The sequence below is a fragment of the Bacillus sp. FSL P2-0099 genome, from assembly GCF_038007445.1.
Taxonomy (GTDB): domain Bacteria; phylum Bacillota; class Bacilli; order Bacillales; family Bacillaceae_G; genus Bacillus_A; species Bacillus_A mycoides.
In genome coordinates this window covers 4,026,309-4,044,385 of the sequence record NZ_JBBOXE010000001.1, presented here as the reverse complement: position 1 = coordinate 4,044,385, position 18,077 = coordinate 4,026,309, and the positions used below count along the sequence as shown (strand labels likewise).

The window sequence follows — 18,077 nt, the reverse complement described above, 5'->3', positions numbered from 1 at the left end:
TTAGCCAATAGCGTGTAATACGAACATGGCTAAGAATAAGCATGTAATAATATACATGGACGGTGCGACTTCTTTACGCTTTCCAAGTGCAACTTTCAAGATAGGATAAGCAATAAATCCGAACGCAATGCCATCAGCAATACTATATGTGAGCGGGATCATAACGATAATTAAAAACGCTGGAAATCCTTCTGAAAAGTCGTTCAGAGGAATTTGTTGAATGCTTGTAATCATCAGCCCGCCAATAATAATTAAGATTGGTGCAATGGCACTGTCAGGAATTATTTTGACAAACGGAAGCGCAAACAGTGATGCGAAGAATAACAACCCTGTAACGATAGACGTCAGACCTGTCTTTCCGCCTGCAGTAATACCTGCGGCACTCTCTACTGTTGAAACGGTAGGGCTTGTGCCAAATAGACCACATGTCATTGCTGAAATTGCATTTGCTTGGTAAGCACGTGGGAATTTACGATCATCTTCTAATAAACCATGTAAAAGTCCCATGTTCTCAAAAATAAGCACCATGCTTAAGGAGAATGTTGCAATCCAAAATGGCAAGGAAGAAAGTTTCCCAAATGACATAGCTCCAAACACATCGCCATAATTAGCGAATGAAAACGAACTATTTCCCATTTGACTCGTATCAACAAGACCAAACAGCCATGCAATACCAGTTCCAATTGCAATCGTCCATAAAAAGCTTCCACGTACGTTACGCGCAAATAGTACAAGTGCGACAATAAGAGTAAGTAGTGTGGCAAGAACGACAGGACTACTTAATTTTCCCATTGCAACAGCAGTATTAGGATGCGAAACGACTAAACCACCTTTTTGCAAGCCGATGAAAGCTAAAAACAACCCGATACCGACAGTGATCGCTTCCTTTAATGACTTTGGAATCGATACCGAAAGCACGCGAGCAATCGGTGTAAAAGCAGCAATTGCAAAAATAATACCGGCGATAAAAACAGCTGCCAATGCTTCTTGCCAAGTTAAACCGAGCGTATGCACAGCAGTGTACGTGAAGAATGCATTTACACCCATACCAGGGACAAGAATAGCAGGTGCATTTGCCCAAAATGCCATGAGTAGACATCCGACAAATGAACTTAAAACAGTTGCCAAAATTCCTGCCTCAAGAGGAATGCCGGCATCTGATAAGATTGACGCATTTACAATCATAATATAAACAATTGTGAAAAATGACGTGACTCCAGCTAAAACTTCTTGTTTTGGTGATGTTTGGTGTAAGTCTAATTTAAATGTTCTTTCAAGTATTCCTTTCATGTTAAACCTTCTTTTTCATATCCCTCTCCCACCCGTGATATCTCTTATGTAAGAGCTCACCGTCCTTTATTATATCAGAACATCATGTTTTTACAACAATGAAAATGATAACGGTTACTTATAAATGAGTTTATTTATAAATACGTAAAAATTGCCCGGATAGATGAAATGATTTCTAGTTCTCCTGATTGAATGGGCGGAGCTGCTTGCGCATGCAAAGTAGCATATGATGCGATCTCCCGTGGTAATTGGGCAGATTCTTCAACGAGTGAGAGGGGAACAGGATTAATATTTAAATTGTAGGTACTCGCAATTGTACGAGCTTTGTCTACTGCTTGTTGCAGAGCTTGAATGAGAGCTTGCTCATAATATTTATTTGGATGAGATATTCGAAAACGTAATCCTTTTGCTACGTTTGCACCATTTGTAACGGCTATATCATATACTTCCCCTGCTTTTTGCACATTTAAAACGGTAATTTCATACAAATGCTCCACACGGTAGCCTTGTAGTAATGCTTTATCATTTACATATTCGTATTGAGGAGTAATGGTATAAGAAATGGTTTCTATATCTTTATCGGCAATACCTAGCTGTTTGAGTGCATCAAGCAATTGTTTCGATTGCACTGCATTTTCTTCTTGCGCCTGTTTTACATTTTTACTATCTGTTCGAATGCCCAGTGTTAATATGACAACATTTGGTTTTGCCTTTATAATGCCTTCTCCTTGTACAGTAATAGTAGCTTCTTTACCAGTATTTGTCGTACGGATATTATGTAAATACGGATTCATTCCACTTTGCATTTATGCTCACCATCCTTTTTTATATGTATATGTGTGAACAAAAAAGAAAATCTTATGAAAAAAGTTACATAAATGAGAATGTTAAGGGAAGAAAGCATATACAATATAGGTATTTATAGATTATAATATGTGTAAATATGATAAAAAAGGGACGAGGCTAGTGAACGAAAATAGAGAAACACTGATTTTAGATCTATCTGCATCATTTCGAAAGATGATACGTTTATTACAAAATGATATTAATACACGTTTTTCAGAGCATATGCCATATAATGAATTCTCTGTATTACGTGCGTTATTTTTAAAAAGTCCACAGATGGCTTCGCAAATTGCGAGTGAAGTAAACGTAACCTCCAGTCATATTACAGCTGTAACAGATCGTCTCGTGCGAAAAGGGTTTGTTGAAAGAAAACGTTCAAATTCGGACCGTCGTATCGTATACTTAGAAATTACTGAAAACGGACGAGAAGTAACTGAAAAGCTTGAAGCTGTGCGTAAAGAATATTATAAAGAGAAATTTAAAGGTTGGAGCGACCAAGAGATAGAAATGGTTTTAGAACTATTTGGCCGCGTATTATAATAAATGAGGATAGGAAGCGAGAGCTTTCCTATCCTTTTTCTTTTGAATAAAAATATTTTGAAACTCCGATACTTTAATTAAACAGATCGGAGGAAAGATTATGAAATATATTGCTGCACTTACCATTTTACTTGGAAGTTTTTTCTGCTTTCATACATTCATGTACGCTGATAGCCCTATCCAAGTGGTGCAAAAAGAAGTGAAGTACATTGAGAATGATAATACCGTCTTGTATTCGAAATTATGGGTTCGTTCTATGCAAAACGCAGTATTATTTCATCATAGCGATAATGTTCGTAATCAGGACACTTTGCGTAATGTAACAAGTTCATCGCTCGTTAAAGCGAAGCAATTACCATTTAAGAAAGCATCAATGTACATTCCAAGATTATCGCAATACGTATCAAAAGCAGGGAAAGAAAATATTCAAGTGCACTACATTGCGGTGCACTATAATGTGAAAAAAGAAAATGCGTATCAATTAAATGGTATGAACTATTTTCTGCAAGTATTTGTGAAAGAGCGCGGCGAATGGAAAATTGCTGAAAGTGTAGTCGCGCCGACAGAGCAAATTGTGCAAAATGGTGATGGATTTGGGATGAAAGAAGAGATGGTGTATGGGGATAGGAGAGAGAATGTGAAATAGCCTCCTTTTGAAGGAGGTTATTTCGTATGAAGTAAAAATTTTTTATTTATCAAATAGTGAAGTATTACATAGCCAAATAGTCCTATTATTATGAACCCAGCGTAATAACTTAATAGCGGATCGTTTTTTCCACCTGTTATCCGGCCTCCTAATAGAGCAAAGCATATTGTAACACAAGGTATAAATAGTCGATGTAGTTTAGTGAATAATAATATTTTACCGTTATTTTCATTAGGAGTCCGATTATACAAAAATACTCCTAATGGTAAAAGAATGAGAATATATAGAATCGGAGTGATAAGCTTCCAGATGGGCTGGAATTGATGCTGCTCCTTAACGGATTCTTTTAAATTATTAATGTCTACTTCCTTTACTTCTGGATTAAATGTATAAGATATATAAGTATTATTAGTAGGTGCAAAAACTTCAATATTCTCTATATATGATGCATAATTCGCTTTCTTAAGGAAAAATTCAGTTGTAGATACATTTGTGTGAATCCAAGCAAAATGAAACAGTAACATGCCTATTCCAGATGGTAATATAATGAAAATTAAGCTTAATATACTATGCGAAATGACATTGCCAGCAATTGTTCCGATAAAAATAGCTATTGTAAAAATCGCAATCCATGTAATGGTAACATAACATAATAATGTACCCATTGGCCCGAAAGATTGGTATTGGCTAAAAAGATTAATCTTTAGGATGAAATAAATTAAGATGCCATTAAGACTCATTATGAATAGAATTGCGATTGTCCCGAACAGCCACTTAGAAAGAAAAAGCTCTTTTCTCGTGAATGGCATTGCAAATAACAGATAGTCTGTTTGATTTTGTCTTTTCCAACTGATTAATGAACAGGCGAGTAATATGAAAATTGGAATGAAGGGGATGATAAGAGTATCCCCATTTAAACTATAGTAGAAATAGCCATCTTCGTTTGGTTGAACCTGTAAATCATTAAAGTAGCTAATAAGTAAAAACCAAAAACTACTACAAGCAAAGAGTAAAAGAATGTACTTACTTTGCTTGTAATGATGGAGCCATAAAGCTTTATGAAACATGTAATCCCTCCAGTACAAAATTGTGATAATGATGAGTTTATTTAGCGTTCCAAGAGAACTTCCATTTCAATAGTTTGGATAGAAGAAAATAGCTAATTATGCTTGCCCCAAAAAATCCAATGTAAAAATTAAGTAATGATTTGTCTCCCCTTAAGACTAAACCACCAACTATTCCTATAACGAAAATACCAATGCTCATAATTATTTTTTGTAACTTCGGATATAGGAGGAAGTTTCCATTTAGCTCATTGACTGAACGAACATATAAATATATACCGAGTGGTAATAAAATAATGATATATGTGATAGGTGCAATCAATAATTTTGCTGAAGGGATTTTTGTAAAGTTTGGTTCATTATGACGCACTCCATCTGGATCGGTATAGGCACTATGTGGATCATAATCAAATCTAATACGAAAATCTTCTGCTGGACCAGAAATACGTATGTTTTCTAAGAAATGGTTCATATTATTACTGTTCTCATGAAAGTCTATATTTGAGTGAACAGCGATGACTCCTGAGACTAGAGATGGAAGTAACAATGGAAACATGAATATAGCTGCAGTGAGAAGTCCCTGCGAGATAATATGCCCTGTAATTGTTCCAATACATAATGCAAGTGTATAAATAGCGATTAATACAATTAACATATATATAAAATAAGAATGGAATGGGGAAAATACTTGATATTTATTATGAAAAGTTATCTCTTTCATAATAGCAAATAGACCCCAGTTTATACTGACAACTGCTACAATGTTACAAATACCAAACAACCATTTCGTCATAAAAAAGTGTGAGCGTTTAAAAGGCAGAGACCAAAGAAAATCAATGGAGTTATTTTGTCTTTCCCATCCGATTAACGTACAAGCTAAAATGATAAGTGCAACACCTTGGAATATAACAGGATCCATTAGTGATAAACCAAACTGGTAGTGATATGTATAGTTGTCTTCTTTAGGCATCGTTAGAAAGTGTTGTTGTTCAATAGCTGCCATATAGTATTTGTATGACAAATTGTAGAAGCTAACGAACCAAAATAACCAGACTATATATTTACTTTGTTGGTACGTCCGTAGCCATAATGCTTTTTGAAACATAGGATCTCTCCTTTAAAAGACTTTATAATTTGTAAGGCGCTTTAGTACGAAATAAGTGACGATTCCGGCGAAACACATACCGGTATACTGATTAAATAAGAAATTAAATAAAGGTAATTTATAGCTACTTAGTAAGGCGAAATAGATTGTCGTTCCCCATATCCATATTCGTAAATGTTTTTTGGAAATAAATATTCTTTGACTATTTTCAATTGGTGACCGCTTGTATAAATATGAGCCAATTAGTAAATAGAAGATTGTATAAAAAATAGGAACTAGCATCGATTTAGCTGAATAATAACTATGGAACTCTGGACCTTTTAAAAGCGATGAATCGGGTGCTTCCTTATCTTTTTCCGGATTATAGTAGTAATTAATAGAAAAGTAATTTATCGGTGCAACGATATTTGCTTTTGCATTAATTTCTGAAAGACTTACATATAAGTGTCGTTCTTTCTTATATGTAATATCTAGAGAATTAATTGTAAAATTGTGTAGTAATGAAATAAAGGTAAGCCCCATTAGTAACGAAGGAATACAAAAAACGACTTGTGAAACGATACCTCCAGTAAAAGTACCTATACATAAAGCAGCTGTATATACTGCGACATATGAAACGATTGCATACAGAAAGTATCGATGAAATGGTCCAAATGATTGATAATCAAAATGAATTGTAGTTCTATAAATAAAATACATAAGAACCCAATTTATAAGAAATGAGCATACAATACAGAATGAACCGAAAGCCCATTTAGATAAGAAAACATCTTTTCGTCTAAAAGGCATTCCCATAAGTAAAGTAATAGATTGATTGCTACGTTCCCATCCTATTAATAGACACGCTAAAGAAATAATAAGAATAGTTAACCAAAGGCTATTATCATTTGACCAAAATGTGTAACTATAATCGAATGTTCCTTTTTCTTTCAAGTCATAATACTTAGCAAGTTGTAGTTGAGCTTCTCTATAGTATTTGAAAGATAAATAATAAAGCGTACTCAAGAAAAATAGTAAAGCAGCATACTTCCCACGCTTCCAATTCCACATCCACAATGCCTTATGAAACATACCCATCCTCCTCAAGTGTCGTAACAAAGACATCTTCAAGTGACCTTGCTAATTCTTCAATGAGTATTGGTTGCTCTTTATAAAACTTCTCCAGTGTTGTAGCCACATTTTCCTCAATTAAGATTGTATATACTTTTCCTGTTTGGTTTAATATTTTAATATTGCTTAAGTTTTCTAGTTTTTGAGGTAATGAACGTTCATAAGCAACTTGTATTTTGGCAAATCGTGATTTTGCATCATCTAGTGATGTAATAGAATCTACTGTATGTCCTTTTAAAATAATGATTGTATCGGCAATTTTTTCAACTTCATCTAAATGGTGAGTGGAGATGAAAATTGTAATTTCTTTTTCTGCTACTTCTTCAACGAGAAATTGTAGAATCTGTCTTTTGACGATAGGATCAAGTCCGTTTGTCGGTTCATCTAAAATGACATATTCTGCTTTTGCAGCGAAAGCTAAAATGATCGCAAGCAGTGCTTTCATTCCTTTTGAGTAACTACGAATACGTTTGTTTGGTAAATTAAAACGTTCTAATATTTCATAAAAATATTGTTCATCAAATGCTGTATAAACCGCTTTATAAAACTTTACGATTTCTTTTACTGTATATCCGTTCAGTATGTTAGTAGAGTCTGGAACGTATACAACTTTTTGTTTAATTTCAGGATGCATATGAACATCTGTATTCTCATATGTAACAGTTCCTTCATCGGGGTCTAAAATGCCGACCATCGTTCGTAATAAAGTTGTTTTCCCCGCACCGTTTCTTCCGAGCAATCCGACGATACTACCTTTTTGTAATGTGAAAGAAACATCGTCTAAAATCGTTTGGTTATCAATTGTTTTCTTCAAGTTTGTCACTTTCAACATCTGTATTTCCTCCAATCTCTTTATAGTATGAATCTATCCAATCGTGAATTTTATCTTTCGTAATCCCAAGATAAGAGGCTTCTAGTAATAATTGATGAAATTGCTTTTCAACCATAGCGATTTTCCTTTCGTCTAATGTTGGGGTAATCGATTGGGCTACAAATGTTCCTTTTCCTCGTAATGTTTCAATAATCCCTTGTCGCTCTAATTCTTGATAAGCTTTACTTACTGTATTTGGATTTATAACAAGCAAAGAAGCAAGCTCGCGTACAGAAGGAAGTTTATCACTTGGAGCTAACATATTTTTGAGTACGAGCTCTTTTATATTTTGAACAATTTGTTCCCATATCGGAGTGTTGCTTCTTGGATCAAGTTGAATATGCAAGAGCAATGTCTCCTTCCTGATGAGTATTAAGTGTACTACTACGTATAATACACTTAATACAATATAGGCAATGAATTTATTTGTCAACTGAAAATAATAGAAAAATATGGTATTAAAAATGTATAAATTGGAAAAAATAAGTTTGATATAGAATGGAGGGTTAGTCATGAAGCGAGTTTTTGGAATACTTGTTTGTTTCATGTTATTGCTTTCTGGTACTTCAGTTAGTTTCGCACAATCTGAGAAAACGAAGCAGGAAAAAACAGAAGAAACCACGCCGAAGTTAGCGGAACAAGCGTCGTCAGCGATCGTAATTGAGCAAGATACAGGTAAAGTTTTGTTTGATAAAAATCCGAATGAAAAGTTACCACCTGCTAGTATGACAAAGATTATGACAATGCTATTAATTATGGAACAAGTTGAAAAAGGAAAACTAAAACTAAACGATAAAGTTAGAGCGAGTGAACACGCAGCTTCAATGGGCGGATCACAAATTTTTCTAGAACCTGGGGAAGAGATGACTGTAAATGAAATGTTAAAGGGCATTGCAATTGCATCTGGAAATGATGCATCGGTTGCAGTAGCTGAGCATATCGCTGGTTCAGAAGAAGGTTTCGTAAATATGATGAACAAAAAAGCGAAAGATCTAGGATTGAAAAATACACATTTTCAAAATCCGACAGGTCTCCCGGCCAAAGATCATTATTCTACAGCGAATGATATGGCTATTATGGCGAAAGAGTTGATGAAGTATCCACTTATTCGAAAATACACAGGTAAATATGAAGACTATTTACGTGAAAATACGGATAAGAAGTTTTGGCTTGTTAATACGAATAAGCTAGTACGTTTTTATCCTGGAGTAGATGGAGTGAAAACAGGCTTTACGACAGAAGCGAAATATTGTTTAACGGCATCGGCTGAGAAAAATGGTATGCGTGTTATTTCAGTTGTAATGGGAGCACCTACATCAAAAGAGCGGAACAATCAAGTAACGAAGCTTCTTGATTATGCATTTGGACAATACATGACAAAGAAATTATATACACGTGGTGAGAAAATTAAGGCTGTACAAGTAGGAAAAGGTAAGGAAGAAAAAGTAGATTTAGTTGCGTCAGACAATGTGTCTCTTCTTATGAAGAAGGGCGAAAATATGGACAAAGTTAAACAAGAAGTGATTGCTGAAAAGAAAGTGAAGGCACCGATTAAAAAAGGTGATGCACTTGGCACACTTGTTATTAAAAGAGATAAAGATGTTTTATTAAAACAAACAATTGTAGCGAAAGAAGATGTTGAGGCAGCGAGCTGGTGGGAGTTATTTAAAAGAAGTTTTGGGATGTTTTCAACATCAAAATAGCGGCGGGAATTTTGATGTTTTTCTGTTCGTATTTACTGAAATAATTGCTGAAAGGTTTCACTTTATGACGAAATAGTTCTTCTTTTGTCAGTAGGAAGGATTCTGATTTTATATCACGAAAATCTTATGTTAATGAGTAAAGTTTGAGCATAAGGAGGAAATCGTGTGAGTCTTTCCATGCATTTAGAAGTAAAACGTGACGTCTTATGTGTGAGGCTAGAGGGCGAGTTAGATCATCATACTGCTGAAGAGTTGCGAACGAAAGTCACAGATATGATTGAGACACATGGTGTTCATCATATTATTTTGAGCCTAGAGAACTTAACATTTATGGATAGTTCTGGTTTAGGCGTTATATTAGGCCGATATAAACATGTAAAGGGATTAGGTGGAGAGATGGTTGTCTGTGCAATTTCACCGTCCGTTAAACGTTTATTTGAAATGTCAGGTCTATTCAAAATTGTTCGTTTAGAAGAAAGTGAAGCGCATGCGCTCGCGACGTTGGGGGTGGCGTAGATGAGAAATGAAATGAACCTTCAATTTTCAGCGTTAAGTCAGAATGAATCATTCGCTCGTGTTACGGTAGCTGCTTTTATTGCGCAATTAGACCCGACGATGGAAGAACTAACAGAGATTAAAACAGTTGTGTCAGAAGCGGTTACAAATGCAATTATTCATGGGTATGAAGGAAATGCAGAAGGTGTTGTTTATATTTCAGTGATTTTGGAAGAAGCGATGGTGAAACTCACGATTCGAGATGAAGGGATTGGTATCTTTAACTTAGATGAAGCAAGACAACCCCTTTTTACAACTAAACCTGAATTAGAGCGTTCCGGAATGGGATTTACTATCATGGAAAATTTTATGGATGAAGTAGAAGTTATTTCAAACGAATCTTTCGGGACAACAATCCATTTGACAAAATACTTATCAAATAGTAACGCTCTATGCAATTAAGGAGAATAGCCAATGGACATAGAGGTCAGAAATGAGAAGAAGAAACCTCAGTTAAAGGACCACGAGCTAAAAGCGTTAATTCAAAAAAGTCAAGATGGAGATCAACAAGCGAGAGATACAATCGTTCAAAGTAATATGCGTCTCGTATGGTCGGTTGTACAGCGATTTCTTAATCGAGGATACGAACCAGACGATTTATTTCAAATTGGATGTATTGGACTCTTAAAATCGGTAGATAAATTTGATTTATCTTTCGACGTGAAATTTTCAACATATGCAGTTCCAATGATTATCGGTGAAATACAACGATTTTTACGTGACGATGGATCAGTGAAAGTAAGTAGATCTTTAAAAGAAACAGGAAACAAAGTCCGAAAGATGAGAGACGAGCTTTCGAAAGAATTTGGAAGGGCTCCAACGATTAATGAGGTAGCACAGGCTCTTGAACTAACGCCGGAAGAAGTTGTTCTGGCGCAAGAAGCGAGTCGTGCTCCTTCGTCGATACATGAAACTGTGTATGAAAACGACGGAGATCCAATTACTATTTTAGATCAAATTGCAGATCAATCGGAAACGAAATGGTTTGATAAAATTGCTTTAAAAGAAGCAATTAGAGAATTGGATGAACGAGAAAGGCTAATTGTGTATTTGCGCTATTATAAAGACCAAACCCAATCAGAAGTAGCGGAGCGCATAGGCATTTCGCAAGTACAAGTTTCAAGACTTGAAAAGAAAATATTAAAACAGATGAAAGATCGAATAGATGAATAGCTATCTATTCGATTTTTTTTGTTGTAACGTATGGTTGGTCGATAGCGGCAGCATTCCTTCTAGTCGCGTTAGTTATTGGTCTGAAAAAATGGAATGCACAAATACATTCAGACTCTGTCCAGCTTGAAAAAGAATGGAAGGACCGAGGTGTTTCATGATGAGTGGATCAGCGATTATGATGATGGTTATAGGTATGGTAGTCATTTGGGGAGGACTTGCATTAAGTATTGCAAATTTATTTAAGAAAAAGGCATAAACTAAAAAACATCTGTACCGAAATGGTACAGATGTTTTTTTTTATGAAAAAATTGTATTAGAAAAAATTCCAATAACCATACTACAACTACGAGGAAGAGTGAAGGGGTGAATGAAAATTGGAACAAACGATTTATATTAAAATGCGCAATCGCTTAAAAGTGTCTCCTACGTATGAAGTAAAGCTGAGCGATGTTGCTCAACTTGCCGGAGACTCTTTTGTAGTTGAGTCGTTACAAAATGAGATAGTCTACAAAATAACAGCGCATGATAAGACGCATGTTGTAATTGATGTCATGAAAGTAATTGAGATTATTCAACAAAAAGCATCTCATGTACAAATTAATTTACTGGGTTCTGGACAAACTCTTGTTGAAATTATATATGAAAAAAAGAAAGTACCCCCAATTTTCTTCGGACTTGTATGGTTGTTACTTTTCATTGGAGCGGCCCTTGCAATAATTTATTTCCATGAGGATGTAAGTATGCAACAAGTACATCAACGGTTATATTACATGATTACTGGAGAGTTTAAGGAGCAACCACTATTATTTCAAGTCCCATATTCAGTAGGTCTTGGATTAGGTATGGTTTTATTTTTTAATCATGTATTTCAAAAGCGAATTAATGAAGAGCCTAGTCCGTTAGAAGTTGAGATGTTTCAATATCAGCAGTCGCTTGATCAATATGTAATTGTTAATGAAAACAAGGATAACACGAAACAACTTGCCGATGATTGAATGTGGGTTTGTTATATTAATTGGTTTAGCTGGCGGGATTGCAGTAGGTAGCGGATATGTTGCCTTTTTAGCTGTTCTCGGTATTATCCCGCGCTTAGCTCAATTAACGAGAAGTGGAAAGCATATTCAATATTTTGAGTGGGCTGTCATTGCGGGTACTTTAACTGGGGCTTGGTGCAGTTTGAAAAACATTACATTTCAAACATCGCAATATTGGCTTGTAATATTAGGGTTATTTTGTGGCACATTCATTGGAATGCTTGCTGCGGCGTTAACGGAAGTGTTAAATGTTTTACCTATTTTAGCGAAACGAGTCGGGGTAGAGGGGAAAATTGTTGTTTTACTCGTTGCTCTTGTACTTGGAAAAGTAATAGGCTCATTGTTTCACTGGATTTATTTCGTAAAGTAGGAGGCAATATATATGGCAGGGCGAAAATTGAAGGACGATTACATAAATAAAGTGAAGGAGTACCATCCAAAACCGAACTATTTCATAAATTGTGTGAAGGCATTTCTTGTTGGTGGACTCATTTGTACGGTTGGAGAAGTGTTGATGAAATTTTATATACATTACTTTCATTTTAGTGAGAAAGAGGCAGGAAACCCTACAGTTGCAACTCTTGTTTTACTATCAGCGATTTTAACAGGGTGTGGTGTATATGATAAAATCGGGCAGTTTTCTGGAGCAGGATCAGCAGTACCAGTTACTGGATTTGCGAATTCTATGGCGAGTGCCGCACTAGAACATAGGAGTGAAGGGATTGTTCTAGGAATCGCTACTAACATGTTTAAGCTTGCAGGAAGTGTCATTGTATTTGGAGTCGTCGGTGCATACATTATCGGGTTAATAAGATATACATTTCAAATTTTAATGTCTTAAAGGAGGGTTGGGTATGAGATTGACAGGAAAACAAACGTGGGTATTTCAAAATGATATCTTCGTGAATGCAACTGGTACTGCTGTCGGTCCGAAAGAAGCTGAAGGCCCTCTTGGAAAGGATTTTGATATTTCATATTCTGACTTACATTGCGGAGAGGAAAACTGGGAACTTGCTGAACGAAGATTAATGTCAGACTCAATTCAACAAGCGATGCAAAAAGGGAATATAAAAAAATCGCAAATTGATTTCTTTTTAGCGGGAGATTTATTAAACCAAACAGTGACAGCAAATTATGTTGCTCGTGAGTATGGTATTCCTTTTTTAGGGATGTTCAGCGCTTGTGCGACGTCAATGGAAACTTTGGCGATTGGATCAGCTTTTATAGATGGTGGATTTGCGAATCGTATTTTAGCTACAGTAAGTAGTCATAATGCGACGGCTGAAAGACAATTTCGTTCCCCAACAGAATATGGAGGACAAAAGCCAGGGACAGCAAACTCAACTGTTACCGGAGCAGGGTCAATATTAATTAGCAATGAGGAGAGTGCAATTAAAATAACAGCAGCAACAATTGGTAAAGTGCAAGATTTAGGAATTGCTAATCCTTTAGATATGGGATCAGCGATGGCACCAGCTGCTGCTCATACAATTCAACAACATTTTGAAGATTTGAGAAGAAGTGCAGCTGATTATGATCTTATTGTTACTGGTGATTTATCGGCTGTTGGGACACCAATTGCGAAACAACTTTTACTTGAGGAAGGGTATGATTTGGGGAATGTATACAATGATTGTGGATTAATGATTTACAATTCAAATCAAGAAGAAGTGTTTGCAGGGGGCAGTGGTTGTGCTTGTTCAGCTGTTGTAACATACGGCCATTTATTGCGTGAAATGCAAAAAGGGAATTTACAAAGAATTTTTGTCGTTGCAACTGGAGCTCTATTAAGCCCCATGATGATACAACAGAAGGAAACGATTCCAACAATTGCGCATGGTGTTGTGTTTGAAAGCGTTAAAGGAGAGTGAATTGTGGATTTTATATATGCATTTCTTGTAGGAGGAGCTATTTGTGTAATTGGACAAGTGTTGCTAGATTTCGCAAAGTTAACACCGGCACATTTAATGGCAACTTTTGTAGTCGCCGGAGCTATTTTAGACGGATTCGGATTGTACGATAAGCTTATAAAATTTGCAGGTGCTGGGGCAACAGTCCCTATTACAAGTTTTGGACACTCACTATTGCACGGGGCAATGCATGCGGCAGAAAAACATGGATATTTAGGAATTGGAATCGGTATGTTTAGCTTAACGTCTGCGGGGATTTCAGCAGCGATATTATTTTCATTTTTTGTTGCACTTATATGTAAACCGAAAGGATAAATCAAATGAGACGAAGGGTTGTTTTGGTCACAGATGGAGATGAATATGCAAAGCGGACAATTGAGCTGTTAACAAAGGAATTTGGGGGGAGGTGTATTTCAGCATCGCAAAGTAATCCGACCAAATTGACAGGGAAGAAAGTTGTTGAGCTTATTATGCAAACGCCATATGACCCTGTATTTGTCATGTTTGATGACAGCGGATTTATAGGAGAAGGATCTGGTGAAAAGGCGTTAAAGTATGTCGCAACACATAAACAAGTTGATGTACTCGGTATTTTAGCAGTAGCATCTAATACACATCATTGGGAATGGGCGCGTGTAGATGTAAGTGTAGATCGGAATGGGAATTTGACAGAATATGGCGTTGATAAATTTGGACTCCCAGATGGTGAAATTGGCAGGATTAGTGGGGATACGATTTATTGTTTAGATGGTCTGAATGTTCCTGTCATAGTGGGGGTCGGTGATATTGGCAAGATGTGCGGAAATGATGAATGGGAGAGAGGATCACCTATTACTAGAAAAGCGATTCAATTAATTTTGGAAAGGAGTGGCTTTTATGACGAAGCCTAAAAAAGTGAATATCCCGATTTCATCTTTTTTAAGTGATAATGAAAATTATTTAAAGCAAACAGTTGGACTTGGTGTTACATACGATGTTGGTATTCGTAAATTTAAAATTTTAAATAAAGAAATTGGTGTGTTATTTGTAAATGGACTTTGTGATACGAATTATATTATCCCTATTTTAGAAGAAGCGGTGGATACAAATGAAATAAGGGATGTAGAAGAAGATACAGTAAAGCTTTTAGAGAATCGTTTAATTCATCAACAAGTAAGTAAAGTAAAAACGATGGATGATGTAATGCTCCAAGTATTATCAGGACTCATTGTTATATTTGTGGAAGGTGAAACTGAAGCGTTCGCAATAGATGTTCGTAGTTATCCGGGCCGGACACCGACAGAACCAGATACAGAAAAGGTAGTGCGTGGTGCAAGGGATGGATTTGTTGAAAATATCGTTGTAAATACAGCGTTAATTCGTAGAAGAATACGCGATCCACGTCTTCGAAATGAAATGATTCGAGTAGGGGATAGATCGCAAACGGATATTTGTATTACATATGTACAAGATGTTGCAAATCCGGATTTAGTGAAGATTATAAAACAAGAATTAAATAATATTGAAGTAGATGGGATTACGATGGCGGATAAAACGGTAGAAGAATTTGTAGTGAAACAAGGTTATAATCCATTCCCGCTTATCCGATACACAGAGAGACCAGATGTAGCAGCAAATCATCTGTTAGAAGGACATGTGTTAGTACTCGTTGATACATCACCAAGTGCTATGATCACTCCAACAACATATTTTCACCATTTACAGCATGCAGAAGAGTTTAGACAAAATCCAGCTGTAGGTACATTTTTACGTTGGGTACGTTTTTTAGGTGTTATATTTTCGCTATTCTTACTGCCATTTTGGCTAGTTTTTGTTTTTGATCCGACTCTTTTACCGGAAAGTCTTGCTTTCATTGGACCAAATAAGATGACGCATTTACCGATTTTATTACAAATTTTGATGGCGGAAGTCGGACTCGAATTTTTAAGAATGGCTGCCATTCATACACCGACATCATTGTCGTCGGCAGCAGGATTAATTTCTGCCATATTAATTGGTCAAATTGCAATTGATGTAGGTTTGTTTGTACCAGAAGTTATTTTGTACGTAGCAGTTTCTATGATTGGAGCATACGCTACGCCAAGTTATGAGTTAGGGCTTGGGAATAAGATTGGAAAATTGTTTGTCATTATTTTAACAGGCATATTTCATGAAATGGGATTTGTCATTGGAATGACGATATTGATTCTATTTTTAACATCTATAAAAAGCTTGCAAACACCTTATTTATGGCCGTTTTTACCGTTTGATTGGGGCGCGTTAACGAAAATTTTACTTCGTCCAACTATGTCTAGTTTAAAGGTTCGTCCAAGTATTGTAAGACCTCAAAATGTGCGAAGACAAAAATAAGCGGGAGTATGCTCCGCTTATTTTTTATTGAAAATTTATTGTTTTTTTAACAAAAATCAAACATTTTTTTTGTACAATTAGAGTAGATATTGTGTATGGAAGGGGAAGAGGACATGATTAAACTATTTGTAAGTGATTTAGATGATACACTCGTTTACAATATGAATGATATGCAAAAAGAAGATGAACGAGCGCTTTGTTGGCTAGCTGAAAACGGGACAAATATTTGTTTTGCCTCTGGCCGTTTTACTCACCGAATTGATGAGGCGGTAAAAAGGTTTTCGTTCTCGTATTACACAACTAGTTTAAATGGAGCGACAATGATACTACCGGATGGAAAAGTATTTCATGAATCGAGTTTTGAAGATGGGGTTGCCCAGGAAATATATCGATATATACATAAAAAGGGACTAGCAGATATTGTTTGTGCAAATGAGCAGCGATATACAAAAAGGAAGAATGAACATCACCATACTTTTGAAGAGTATATGGGAGTGCATATTGCGGAAATCGAAGAGTTAGAAGAGGAATTTGGGAAGACTGTACATCCTGCGAAATTATTTGTTTTTGGCGAAGAAGAAAAAATTGTAGCATTAGATCAAGAGTTGAGAGATACATTTCATAGCGAAGCGGAAGTCTTTATATCGGGTAAGCGATATGTTGACATTATGCCAAGGGGTGTAAGTAAAGGAAGCGCTCTGAAGCGATTAATGGAACATTTACAAATTGAAGCAAATGAAGTTGCATGTATTGGAGATTCTTTCAATGATATTTCTATGTTTGAAGTAACCCCGCACTCCTTCACCCTCCATCATGCTCATCCGTATGTGAAGGAGAAAGCAAATCATGTTGTCCGTTCGGTTGAAGAAGCTATTATGAAATTACCGTTACTTGTATAAAAAAGAAGCTCGTCATTGGCGAGCTTCTTTTTTACTTGAATAAAGATTTAACGAAATCAATGATACTAGAGAAGAAATCTTTTACTTTATCTAGGAAACTTTGCCCTTCATCAGATCCTAAGAAGGCAGACACATGGTCTTTTGCTTTCTCTAATTGGCTACCAACTTGGTTCCAATCGATATTAAGATTTTTCATTTTATCAAATAACGATACTAAGTTATCCAACTGTTCATCTGTTAATGTAATGCCAAGTTGATCAGCAATTTTTTTAATTAATGAACGTAAATCTTCAGTGGTTTTGGGCTGTTCTTTTGCAATTTCTTCTTTAATTTTTGCAACAAGTTGAACTGCTTTTTCTTCGCCGATTTTATCACCAAGCTGGGCTGTTTGTACCATTTCTTCATTGGCTACTTTTTTTACTTCTTCAGGAATGGCTTTGTTTGATGTTGTTTCATAGGCCTTCATTAAACCTGTTAAAGCAGCAGTTCCTGAAACTTTAAATGGTGCAGTAATTTGAATCTCTGCATCTTTCACACCTGCTGTAATAAGTGCATTTGTGTACATTGCATCTGTTATCGAATTAATGTTTTTTGAGCGTACAATGAGACCTGACCCTGGTTTTGTGTATGTAATCATAGAAGAGGAAATAGCTCTCGTACCAATTTGCGCTTTTGGAACGATGCCCTCTAGAAATTTATGTTCTTCCGCATTAGATACAGTAATAATTTGTGCATCTTTTGGTGCTTTCATTTCTTTCAAAAGATCTTGTTTCTGTTGTTCAGATAAGTTTTCTCCTAGTGTAACAATTGATTCTCCCTCAATGATGTCTGCAAATGAAGCTGTTGGCATAATAAATACGGCTACAGCTAATAGCAGAGCTAGTAATTTCGTTTTCACGAAAAATCGCTCCCTTTCTCTTTCTTAAATTTTCGGGCAACACAGTTATTATAGTATATTTTTCTTATTTGTCACCTAGCTTCT

General features: G+C 35.9%; 23 protein-coding genes. 15 read left to right on the top strand and 8 right to left on the bottom strand.

What is annotated here, in order from left to right:
* Positions 1 to 1,290: an NCS2 family permease gene (locus MKY90_RS20785; protein ID WP_063218949.1), complete on the bottom strand. Its 1,290-nt coding sequence runs from the start codon at positions 1,288 to 1,290 to the stop codon at positions 1 to 3.
* Between the two features lie 134 nt (positions 1,291 to 1,424).
* A complete protein-coding gene (locus tag MKY90_RS20780; RefSeq protein ID WP_002138209.1) occupies positions 1,425 to 2,096 on the bottom strand; it encodes an SIMPL domain-containing protein in 672 nt (223 codons plus the stop codon).
* Between the two features lie 160 nt (positions 2,097 to 2,256).
* Here MKY90_RS20780 and MKY90_RS20775 point away from each other — a divergent pair, with 160 nt between their 5' ends.
* Together MKY90_RS20775 and MKY90_RS20770 are read left to right on the top strand one after the other, a co-directional pair.
* Positions 2,257 to 2,676, top strand: a complete 420-nt coding sequence (locus MKY90_RS20775) for a MarR family winged helix-turn-helix transcriptional regulator (protein WP_002088468.1) — start codon at positions 2,257 to 2,259, stop codon at positions 2,674 to 2,676.
* A 100-nt stretch (positions 2,677 to 2,776) separates the two neighbouring features.
* Positions 2,777 to 3,322, top strand: coding sequence for a hypothetical protein (locus tag MKY90_RS20770; RefSeq protein WP_002128961.1), 546 nt, complete (start codon positions 2,777 to 2,779; stop codon positions 3,320 to 3,322).
* Between the two features lie 17 nt (positions 3,323 to 3,339).
* Here the strand turns inward: MKY90_RS20770 and MKY90_RS20765 are convergent, their stop codons facing one another.
* Genes MKY90_RS20765 through MKY90_RS20745 form a run of 5 tightly spaced genes read right to left on the bottom strand, consistent with a single transcriptional unit; the run spans position 3,340 to position 7,818 of the window.
* A complete protein-coding gene (locus MKY90_RS20765; protein WP_341092444.1) occupies positions 3,340 to 4,389 on the bottom strand; it encodes an ABC-2 transporter permease in 1,050 nt (349 codons plus the stop codon).
* Positions 4,390 to 4,426: 37 nt separating this feature from the next.
* Entirely contained in the window at positions 4,427 to 5,491 is a 1,065-nt protein-coding gene (locus MKY90_RS20760) for an ABC transporter permease subunit (RefSeq protein WP_061674468.1), read from the bottom strand.
* Positions 5,492 to 5,503: 12 nt separating this feature from the next.
* Entirely contained in the window at positions 5,504 to 6,562 is a 1,059-nt protein-coding gene (locus MKY90_RS20755; RefSeq protein ID WP_341092442.1) for an ABC transporter permease, read from the bottom strand.
* On the bottom strand, positions 6,552 to 7,433 hold the full coding sequence (locus MKY90_RS20750; RefSeq protein ID WP_341092440.1) for an ABC transporter ATP-binding protein: 882 nt from the start codon (positions 7,431 to 7,433) through the stop codon (positions 6,552 to 6,554). Before MKY90_RS20750 ends, MKY90_RS20755 begins: the two co-directional genes overlap by 11 nt.
* Positions 7,399 to 7,818, bottom strand: coding sequence for a GntR family transcriptional regulator (locus MKY90_RS20745; RefSeq protein ID WP_002033900.1), 420 nt, complete (start codon positions 7,816 to 7,818; stop codon positions 7,399 to 7,401). Before MKY90_RS20745 ends, MKY90_RS20750 begins: the two co-directional genes overlap by 35 nt.
* Before the next feature lie 166 nt (positions 7,819 to 7,984).
* Here MKY90_RS20745 and dacF point away from each other — a divergent pair, with 166 nt between their 5' ends.
* The 13 genes from dacF (at position 7,985) to MKY90_RS20680 (ending at position 17,095) form a co-directional block, all read left to right on the top strand.
* Entirely contained in the window at positions 7,985 to 9,175 is a 1,191-nt protein-coding gene (gene dacF, locus MKY90_RS20740) for a serine-type D-Ala-D-Ala carboxypeptidase DacF (RefSeq protein WP_215599370.1), read from the top strand.
* Positions 9,176 to 9,340: 165 nt separating this feature from the next.
* Entirely contained in the window at positions 9,341 to 9,691 is a 351-nt protein-coding gene (spoIIAA, locus tag MKY90_RS20735; RefSeq protein WP_201064446.1) for an anti-sigma F factor antagonist, read from the top strand.
* Positions 9,692 to 10,132 (top strand): anti-sigma F factor, encoded by a 441-nt coding sequence (spoIIAB, locus tag MKY90_RS20730; protein WP_001243400.1) that lies wholly within the window; start codon positions 9,692 to 9,694, stop codon positions 10,130 to 10,132.
* Between the two features lie 12 nt (positions 10,133 to 10,144).
* Positions 10,145 to 10,903 carry an RNA polymerase sporulation sigma factor SigF gene (gene sigF / locus MKY90_RS20725; RefSeq protein WP_002014922.1) on the top strand — a complete coding sequence of 253 codons (759 nt, stop codon included), beginning with the start codon at positions 10,145 to 10,147 and terminating at the stop codon, positions 10,901 to 10,903.
* A 157-nt stretch (positions 10,904 to 11,060) separates the two neighbouring features.
* Positions 11,061 to 11,159: a methionine/alanine import family NSS transporter small subunit gene (locus MKY90_RS20720; RefSeq protein WP_000016829.1), complete on the top strand. Its 99-nt coding sequence runs from the start codon at positions 11,061 to 11,063 to the stop codon at positions 11,157 to 11,159.
* 118 nt (positions 11,160 to 11,277) lie between these two features.
* Positions 11,278 to 11,898, top strand: a complete 621-nt coding sequence (locus MKY90_RS20715) for a stage V sporulation protein AA (RefSeq protein WP_063218951.1) — start codon at positions 11,278 to 11,280, stop codon at positions 11,896 to 11,898.
* On the top strand, positions 11,891 to 12,307 hold the full coding sequence (gene spoVAB, locus MKY90_RS20710) for a stage V sporulation protein SpoVAB (protein ID WP_000568664.1): 417 nt from the start codon (positions 11,891 to 11,893) through the stop codon (positions 12,305 to 12,307). Before MKY90_RS20715 ends, spoVAB begins: the two co-directional genes overlap by 8 nt.
* Before the next feature lie 12 nt (positions 12,308 to 12,319).
* Positions 12,320 to 12,778 (top strand): stage V sporulation protein AC, encoded by a 459-nt coding sequence (gene spoVAC, locus MKY90_RS20705; RefSeq protein WP_002128953.1) that lies wholly within the window; start codon positions 12,320 to 12,322, stop codon positions 12,776 to 12,778.
* 13 nt (positions 12,779 to 12,791) lie between these two features.
* The gene (spoVAD, locus tag MKY90_RS20700) at positions 12,792 to 13,808 is read left to right on the top strand and encodes a stage V sporulation protein AD (RefSeq protein WP_002165116.1); all 1,017 of its coding nucleotides are present in this window, start codon (positions 12,792 to 12,794) and stop codon (positions 13,806 to 13,808) included.
* A 3-nt stretch (positions 13,809 to 13,811) separates the two neighbouring features.
* Positions 13,812 to 14,162 (top strand): stage V sporulation protein AE, encoded by a 351-nt coding sequence (spoVAE, locus tag MKY90_RS20695; RefSeq protein WP_002014916.1) that lies wholly within the window; start codon positions 13,812 to 13,814, stop codon positions 14,160 to 14,162.
* A gap of 5 nt (positions 14,163 to 14,167) precedes the next feature.
* A complete protein-coding gene (locus MKY90_RS20690; protein ID WP_002088445.1) occupies positions 14,168 to 14,737 on the top strand; it encodes a stage V sporulation protein AE in 570 nt (189 codons plus the stop codon).
* Positions 14,724 to 16,196 carry a spore germination protein SpoVAF gene (spoVAF, locus tag MKY90_RS20685; RefSeq protein ID WP_002143032.1) on the top strand — a complete coding sequence of 491 codons (1,473 nt, stop codon included), beginning with the start codon at positions 14,724 to 14,726 and terminating at the stop codon, positions 16,194 to 16,196. Before MKY90_RS20690 ends, spoVAF begins: the two co-directional genes overlap by 14 nt.
* A gap of 95 nt (positions 16,197 to 16,291) precedes the next feature.
* The gene (locus MKY90_RS20680; protein ID WP_141506897.1) at positions 16,292 to 17,095 is read left to right on the top strand and encodes a Cof-type HAD-IIB family hydrolase; all 804 of its coding nucleotides are present in this window, start codon (positions 16,292 to 16,294) and stop codon (positions 17,093 to 17,095) included.
* Positions 17,096 to 17,126: 31 nt separating this feature from the next.
* Here MKY90_RS20680 and MKY90_RS20675 read toward each other — a convergent pair whose 3' ends face one another.
* Positions 17,127 to 17,993, bottom strand: coding sequence for a DUF1002 domain-containing protein (locus MKY90_RS20675; RefSeq protein ID WP_002143030.1), 867 nt, complete (start codon positions 17,991 to 17,993; stop codon positions 17,127 to 17,129).
* Positions 17,994 to 18,077: the final 84 nt, after the last annotated feature.

Bases quoted from the DNA above. Each gene is read 5' to 3' on its own strand.
- MKY90_RS20785 (WP_063218949.1), bottom strand. From the start codon at position 1,290: ATGAAAGGAATACTTGAAAGAACATTTAAATTAGACTTACACCAAACA.
- MKY90_RS20780 (WP_002138209.1), bottom strand. From the start codon at position 2,096: ATGCAAAGTGGAATGAATCCGTATTTACATAATATCCGTACGACAAAT.
- MKY90_RS20770 (WP_002128961.1), top strand. From the start codon at position 2,777: ATGAAATATATTGCTGCACTTACCATTTTACTTGGAAGTTTTTTCTGC.
- MKY90_RS20765 (WP_341092444.1), bottom strand. From the start codon at position 4,389: ATGTTTCATAAAGCTTTATGGCTCCATCATTACAAGCAAAGTAAGTAC.
- MKY90_RS20760 (WP_061674468.1), bottom strand. From the start codon at position 5,491: ATGTTTCAAAAAGCATTATGGCTACGGACGTACCAACAAAGTAAATAT.
- MKY90_RS20755 (WP_341092442.1), bottom strand. From the start codon at position 6,562: ATGTTTCATAAGGCATTGTGGATGTGGAATTGGAAGCGTGGGAAGTAT.
- MKY90_RS20750 (WP_341092440.1), bottom strand. From the start codon at position 7,433: ATGTTGAAAGTGACAAACTTGAAGAAAACAATTGATAACCAAACGATT.
- dacF (WP_215599370.1), top strand. From the start codon at position 7,985: ATGAAGCGAGTTTTTGGAATACTTGTTTGTTTCATGTTATTGCTTTCT.
- spoIIAB (WP_001243400.1), top strand. From the start codon at position 9,692: ATGAGAAATGAAATGAACCTTCAATTTTCAGCGTTAAGTCAGAATGAA.
- sigF (WP_002014922.1), top strand. From the start codon at position 10,145: ATGGACATAGAGGTCAGAAATGAGAAGAAGAAACCTCAGTTAAAGGAC.
- MKY90_RS20720 (WP_000016829.1), top strand. From the start codon at position 11,061: ATGAGTGGATCAGCGATTATGATGATGGTTATAGGTATGGTAGTCATT.
- spoVAB (WP_000568664.1), top strand. From the start codon at position 11,891: ATGATTGAATGTGGGTTTGTTATATTAATTGGTTTAGCTGGCGGGATT.
- spoVAC (WP_002128953.1), top strand. From the start codon at position 12,320: ATGGCAGGGCGAAAATTGAAGGACGATTACATAAATAAAGTGAAGGAG.
- spoVAD (WP_002165116.1), top strand. From the start codon at position 12,792: ATGAGATTGACAGGAAAACAAACGTGGGTATTTCAAAATGATATCTTC.
- MKY90_RS20690 (WP_002088445.1), top strand. From the start codon at position 14,168: ATGAGACGAAGGGTTGTTTTGGTCACAGATGGAGATGAATATGCAAAG.
- spoVAF (WP_002143032.1), top strand. From the start codon at position 14,724: ATGACGAAGCCTAAAAAAGTGAATATCCCGATTTCATCTTTTTTAAGT.
- MKY90_RS20680 (WP_141506897.1), top strand. From the start codon at position 16,292: ATGGAAGGGGAAGAGGACATGATTAAACTATTTGTAAGTGATTTAGAT.